Origin of the sequence: Arthrobacter sp. E44, assembly GCF_041877125.1 — a bacterium.
Taxonomy (GTDB): Bacteria; Actinomycetota; Actinomycetes; order Actinomycetales; family Micrococcaceae; genus Arthrobacter.
Genome location: NZ_JBHDJA010000015.1, coordinates 112,240 through 118,355 on the forward strand (window position 1 = coordinate 112,240; position 6,116 = coordinate 118,355).

4 protein-coding genes are annotated in these 6,116 nt (G+C 67.0%); 3 read left to right on the forward strand and 1 reads right to left on the reverse strand.

What is annotated here, in order from left to right; translation table 11 throughout:
- Positions 1-51: 51 nt before the first annotated feature.
- From ACETK3_RS14510 to ACETK3_RS14520, 3 genes are all read left to right on the forward strand, one after another.
- Complete coding sequence (locus ACETK3_RS14510) at positions 52-1,431, forward strand: hypothetical protein (protein ID WP_373993106.1); 1,380 nt, start codon at positions 52-54, stop codon at positions 1,429-1,431.
- Between the two features lie 287 nt (positions 1,432-1,718).
- Positions 1,719-2,999 (forward strand): serine/threonine-protein kinase, encoded by a 1,281-nt coding sequence (locus tag ACETK3_RS14515; RefSeq protein ID WP_237430095.1) that lies wholly within the window; start codon positions 1,719-1,721, stop codon positions 2,997-2,999.
- Positions 2,996-3,499 (forward strand): hypothetical protein, encoded by a 504-nt coding sequence (locus ACETK3_RS14520; RefSeq protein ID WP_237430094.1) that lies wholly within the window; start codon positions 2,996-2,998, stop codon positions 3,497-3,499. Before ACETK3_RS14515 ends, ACETK3_RS14520 begins: the two co-directional genes overlap by 4 nt.
- 98 nt (positions 3,500-3,597) lie before the next feature.
- Here ACETK3_RS14520 and ACETK3_RS14525 read toward each other — a convergent pair whose 3' ends face one another.
- Entirely contained in the window at positions 3,598-5,817 is a 2,220-nt protein-coding gene (locus ACETK3_RS14525; RefSeq protein WP_236801494.1) for an NADP-dependent isocitrate dehydrogenase, read from the reverse strand.
- Positions 5,818-6,116 lie beyond the last annotated feature (299 nt).

The window sequence follows — 6,116 nt, forward strand, 5'->3', positions numbered from 1 at the left end:
TGCCGGCAGCTGACCAGCGCCGGACAACATCAACTTTCAGGAGTAAGCATCATGAACTGCACCCTTCGCAGGGGGCTGCTTAGCACCCTCTTTGCCGGCGGTCTTCTGGCCCTCGGCTGCGCTGCGGCAGAGGCCGCGGACACCACCACCAGCGGGACGGACTTGTCCGCTTCCGCCCTCATCTCGGCGGCGGCACCCGCTGACTCGTCGTCGTTGGGCCTGCTGGGTGACCCAACGCCGGCCGGTCCAACCGGTGTCGCCGCCGCAGTGGACGTCAGCCTCGGCCTCGGCGGCATCACTAACGGTACGGCTCCAGCAACAGGCACGACCGACGGCACCACGGCGAACCTCGCCGTCGACGCCAACGTGGACCTCGGCCTGGGTGGCATCACCACCGCCCCTGCAACTGCGGGAACCACCGACGTGGCAGCCGCAGCCAACGTCAACCTCGGCCTCGGCGGCATCACCACCGGAACGGCCCCTGCAACAGGCACGACTGACGGCACCACGGCGAACCTCGCCGTCGACGCCAACGTGGACCTCGGCCTGGGTGGCATCACCACCGCCCCTGCAACCGCAGAAACCACCGACGTGGCAGCCGCAGCCAACGTCAACCTCGGCCTCGGCGGCATCACCAACGACGGCACCACCGCGGGCACCGCCGATGTGGCAGCCGCAGCCGACGTCAACCTTGGCCTCGGCGGCCTCACCGATCCCGCATCCACCGGCACCACTGACGTGGCAGCCGCAGCCGACATCAACCTCGGCCTCGGCGGCCTCACCGATCCGGGCACCGGAACCACCGACGGCACCACCGCCGACCTCGCCGTCGACGCAGCCGTGAACCTTGGCGTCGGCGGCCTCACTACCGGTGACACGGCAGCCGGAGTTGACGCGGTTGTAGACCTTGGCGCTGATTCGGGCACCGGAACCGTTGGCAACGGCGGGTTGGACGCTGTAATCGACCTCGGCATTGGCCTGGGACTCGGGGGCGCCACCAGCACAGGCACTCCCGGCACCACCGACCCTGGTACCACCACCCCGGGTGACGGCACCACCGGTGACACCGGGACGCTTGATCCCGGAACCGCAGATCCCGGTGCCAGCACCCCGGGTTCGGACAACACCGCAGGCAACGGTGGCGCCGGCAACGGCGGAACGGCCACGGGTGATGATTCCACCGGCATGAATGGCGGCACCGGTAACGGCGGCTTCTCGGCGGCACCGGCAGGCTCCACGGCAGTCAGCGGCACCATCGCCACTGTTACGGCTCCCCGCAGCACCCCGGCGAACGGCAATTCCGCCCTTGCCACCACGGCCACGGGCCATACCGGCCTCGCCAACACGGGCTGGGACGGAACGCTGGTTCCCCTGGCGCTGCTGCTCCTGGCCGGCGGATTCCTGATGCTCCGCAGGCGGAAGGTGTCGTAAAGCGCTTCAAAGACAGCACAGAAAACGCCCGCACCCGTGCGCTTGAAGTGGCAGCACTCCGCGGGCTGACGGAAGGAGGACAACGACCCGGAAACGAAGGAACAGTACAAAACACGTCTTCAGCACACGTGTCCTTGTAGCCAATGGTCCGGTGGCGGAAGTGATTCAAACCGCCGCCGGACCGTCGGCGTGTCGCAACGTGAAAGCCTAGGTCAATCGCTGGTTCGGCGGTCCCGCCCGTATAATTTGAGGTACATCAGTGCCGCAGCGCACCGGGAGGAACGGTCATGGTGGCGGAATCGCCTAGCTCCATCAAGAATGAAGTTGTCGGCGGTCGCTATCGTTTGGGTGACGTAATAGGCCGTGGGGGGATGTCCTCGGTTTACTCTGCCCGGGATGAAAACCTGGGCCGCGACGTCGCGCTGAAGCTATTCGCGCCGCAGGCTCCGGATGCGGACGAACTGAAGCGGCAGGAAGCGGAGATCCAGCTCCTGGCCACCCTGAACCACCCCGGCCTGGTGACGCTCTTCGACGCCAGCATCGATGACCGCCTTCCGGATGAACCCCGTCCCTTCCTCACCATGGAACTCGTGGAGGGCCAGGACCTGCGCAGCCGTATTCGCCACAGCCGCGTGCCCTATGAAGAGCTGTCAGTGATCGGTGCAGGGATCGCCGACGCCCTGGCTTACGTCCACGGCCTCGGCATCATCCACCGCGACATCAAGCCGGGCAACATCCTCCTGGTGCAGATCCGGCCGGGCGAGCCGCTGCGGCCCAAACTCACGGACTTCGGCATCGCCAGGATCGTCGATTCCACCCGACTCACGGCCACGGGCACCATGGTGGGCACGGCTGCCTACCTCAGCCCCGAGCAGGCCCTCGGCAAACCCCTCTCATCGGCCACGGACATCTATTCCCTTGGCCTGGTGCTGCTGGAGTGCATCAAGGGCACGGTGGAGTACCCGGGCAGTGCCGTGGAATCAGCTGTTGTCCGGCTTCACCGCGCTCCGGAGATCCCCGACGACGTCCCCGCCGAATGGGCAGACCTCATCCGTTCCATGACGGCCATCGAGCCGCTGGAGCGGCCGACGGCTGCGGACATTGAGACGGCGCTGCGCCAGGCCCTGGTTTCCCCGGCGTCAACGCCCGGAGAACTGGCCCCCGAAACCACCCGGGTGCTTCCCGCGATGCCCTTCCACCCGCCCACCATCACTGCCGAAGAATCAGTGGACGAAGTCCGGGAGGCGGCAGGGGCCACCGGGGCTATTTCTCCCCGCTCATCCTCGCAGCCGTCTGAGCGGACCCCCGCCCCGCAAGCCACGACACCGTCTGCTTCCGGTGCGGCGGCAACCAGCCCAGCCGCCGCCAAGGCCTCCAGGAAGCCGCGCTTGTCCCGGACGCAGCGCATCTGGCTGGCCGTCGTACTCGGTATCCTGGTGATCGCCGCGGCCGCCGCAACGGTGATGATGAGCATTTCCGCCCGACCGGCCGACGTCGTGCCCTACCCCACGGTGACCGGCGTCCTGGGTGACCATCTCCAGGAACTTCAAAAGAGCGTGGAACCGTGACCCTGCTGCAGGCACCTCCGAACCGGCTGTTGCTGGCGTGCTCAGCGGCACTGGTCGCGGCGGGCTTCCTTAGCGCGTGCGCGGCTCCCGGGAACGGTCTGCAGCGCGAAGCCGCCACCCAACTCCAGGCTCGGGTCCTGGAAGTGACCCAGGCGTCGTCCCAGAACAATCCCGAGTCCGCACTGCAGGCACTCGCGGGTCTTGAGGCGGACCTCTCGGCGGCCCAGGCAAAGGGCCAGGTTTCCGAGGAGCGGCGCCGCAGCATCACCACGGTGGCTACCGCTGTCCGCGCAGACCTCAACGACATCCTCGCGGCCCAGAAAGCGGCGGCTGCGAAGGCATCCGAAGATGCTCGCATCGCTGCTGAACAGGCAGCGCAAAGCGCCGCGCCCGCCCCAGTCCAGCCGGCTCCTGCGCCGGCACCAGCCCAAGGCAGTTCGGGCAGCAACGGCCCGGCCTCCGGCAAAAACAACAACGACAAAGGCAAAGGCAAGAACTGAGCCTGCGCTCAACGTACCGATATACAAAAAAGCGGGGCTCCGGAAGATTATCCGGAGCCCCGCTTCTTTCTCACCACAGCTGCTGCAGCAGCCCGCCGCTAGCTCAGGCTGGCGATGACCTTGTTAAGGGTGGCGGAAGGACGCATAACTGCGGAAGCCTTGGCGTCCTCCGGGTGGTAGTAGCCTCCGATGTCCACGGGTGAGCCCTGGACCTCGGCCAGCTCGCCCACGATGGTTTCCTCCTTGGAGGAAAGCTCACTGGCGACCGTGCTGAACGCGGCGGCCAGCTCGGCGTCGTCCGTCTGCTTGGCCAGCTCTTCAGCCCAGTAGCGGGCCAGGAAGTAGTGGCTGCCTCGGTTGTCCAGCTCGCCCGCGCGGCGGCTCGGGGACTTGTTCTCCAGCAGGAACGTGCCGGTGGCGCGGTCCAGGGTGTCGGCCAGGACCTGGGCGCGGGCGTTGCCCGTGGTGGTGGCCAGGTGCTCGAAGCTGACGGCCAGGGCCAAGAACTCGCCCAGGCTGTCCCAGCGGAGGTGGTTTTCCTTCAGCAGCTGCTGGACGTGCTTGGGGGCGGAGCCGCCTGCACCGGTCTCGAACAGCCCGCCGCCGTTCATCAGCGGAACAACGGAGAGCATCTTGGCGCTGGTGCCCAGTTCCAGGATGGGGAACAGGTCCGTGAGGTAGTCGCGGAGCACGTTGCCCGTGACGGAGATGGTGTCCTCGCCCTTCCGGATACGCTCCAGGGTGAAGGCGATGGCCTTGACGGGGGCCATGATCTGGATGTCCAGGCCCTCGGTGTCGTGCTCCTTTAGGTACTCGTTGACCTTGGTGATGAGGTTGGCGTCGTGGGCGCGGTCCTCGTCCAGCCAGAACACGGCGGGGGTCTGGGAGGCGCGTGCCCGGGTGACGGCCAGCTTCACCCAGTCGCGGATGGGGAGGTCCTTGGTCTGGCAGGCGCGCCAGATGTCGCCCTCGGAAACTTCGTGTTCGATCAGGACGTTGCCGGAGCCGTCCACCACCTGCACCTTGCCGGCTTCCTGGATTTCGAAGGTCTTGTCGTGGCTGCCGTATTCCTCGGCTGCCTGCGCCATGAGGCCAACGTTGGGCACCGTGCCCATCGTGGTGGGATCGTAGGCGCCGTTGGCGCGGCAGTCGTCGATAACCACCTGGTAGATGCCGGCGTAGGAGCTGTCCGGCAGGACAGCCAGGGTGTCGGCTTCCTTGCCGTCCGGGCCCCACATGTGGCCGGAGCTGCGGATCATGGCAGGCATGGAGGCGTCCACGATGACGTCGCTGGGGACGTTCAGGGTGGTGATGCCCTTGTCCGAGTCCACCATGGCCAGGGCGGGGCCGTCTTCGAGGCCCTTCTTGATCAGGTTCTGGACGCCTTCGCGGACATCCGCGGGCAGGTCCTCGAGGCTGCTCAGGATGGCGGCAAGGCCGTTGTTGGGGCTGATGCCGGCGGCGGAGAGCTGCTTGCCGTAGGTCGCGAACAGTTCGGAGAAGTAGGCCTTCACCACGTGGCCGAAGATGATGGGGTCGGAGACCTTCATCATGGTGGCCTTCAGGTGGGCTGAGAACAGCACGCCTTCTTCCTTGGCGCGGGCCACCTGGGCCTTCAGGAACTCGTCCAGGGCGGCAGCGCGCATGACCGTGCCGTCGATGACCTCGCCGGCCAGGACCGGGAAGGCCTTCTTCAGGACCTTGACGGAGCCGTCCTCGCGGACCAGCTGGATGGAGATGGTGCCCTCATTCTCGATGACTACGGACTTCTCGTTGGAGCGGAAGTCGTCCTGGCCCATCGTGGCCACGTTGGTCTTGGAGTCCGGGGTCCAGGCACCCATGGAGTGCGGGTTCTGGCGGGCGTAGTTCTTGACGGACAGCGGTGCACGGCGGTCCGAGTTGCCTTCACGCAGGACCGGGTTCACGGCGGAGCCCTTGATCTTGTCGTAGCGCGAGCGGATGGCAGTTTCCTCATCCGAAGACGGGTTGTCCGGGTAGTCCGGCAGTGCGTAGCCCTGGCCCTGCAGCTCTGCAATGGCGGCCTTCAGCTGCGGGATGGAGGCGCTGATGTTGGGCAGCTTGATGATGTTGGCTTCCGGCGTCTTCGCCAGCTCACCGAGTTCAGCAAGGGCGTCACCGATCTGCTGCTCGGGGGTCAGGTAGTCACCGAAGACGGCGATGATGCGGCCGGCGAGCGAAATGTCGCGGGTCTCCACCTCCACACCTGCAGTCGAAGCGAATGCCTCGATGATGGGCAGGAACGAATAGGTAGCCAGCATCGGCGCTTCGTCGGTGTGGGTGTAGATAATCTTGGACATGCGCGGGCGTCTCCCTGTGGGTCGGCTTGGTTGTGAAAAATTCGGTCTATTTCACCATGTACAACTTACCCGAGGACGCCACTTCAAACCTTAACAGGGCCCCGCATTACCCCGGTGAGAGCAGGATTACAGCGATGGAGAACGCACGACGGCGGGGGGGGGGGGGGGGGGGGGGTTCCCCCCCCCCCCCCCCCCCCCCCCCCCCCCCCCCCCCCCCCCCCCCCCCCCCCCCCCCCCCCCCCCCCCCCCCCCCCCCCCCCCCCCCCCCCCCCCCCCCCCCCCCCCCCCCCCCCCCCCCC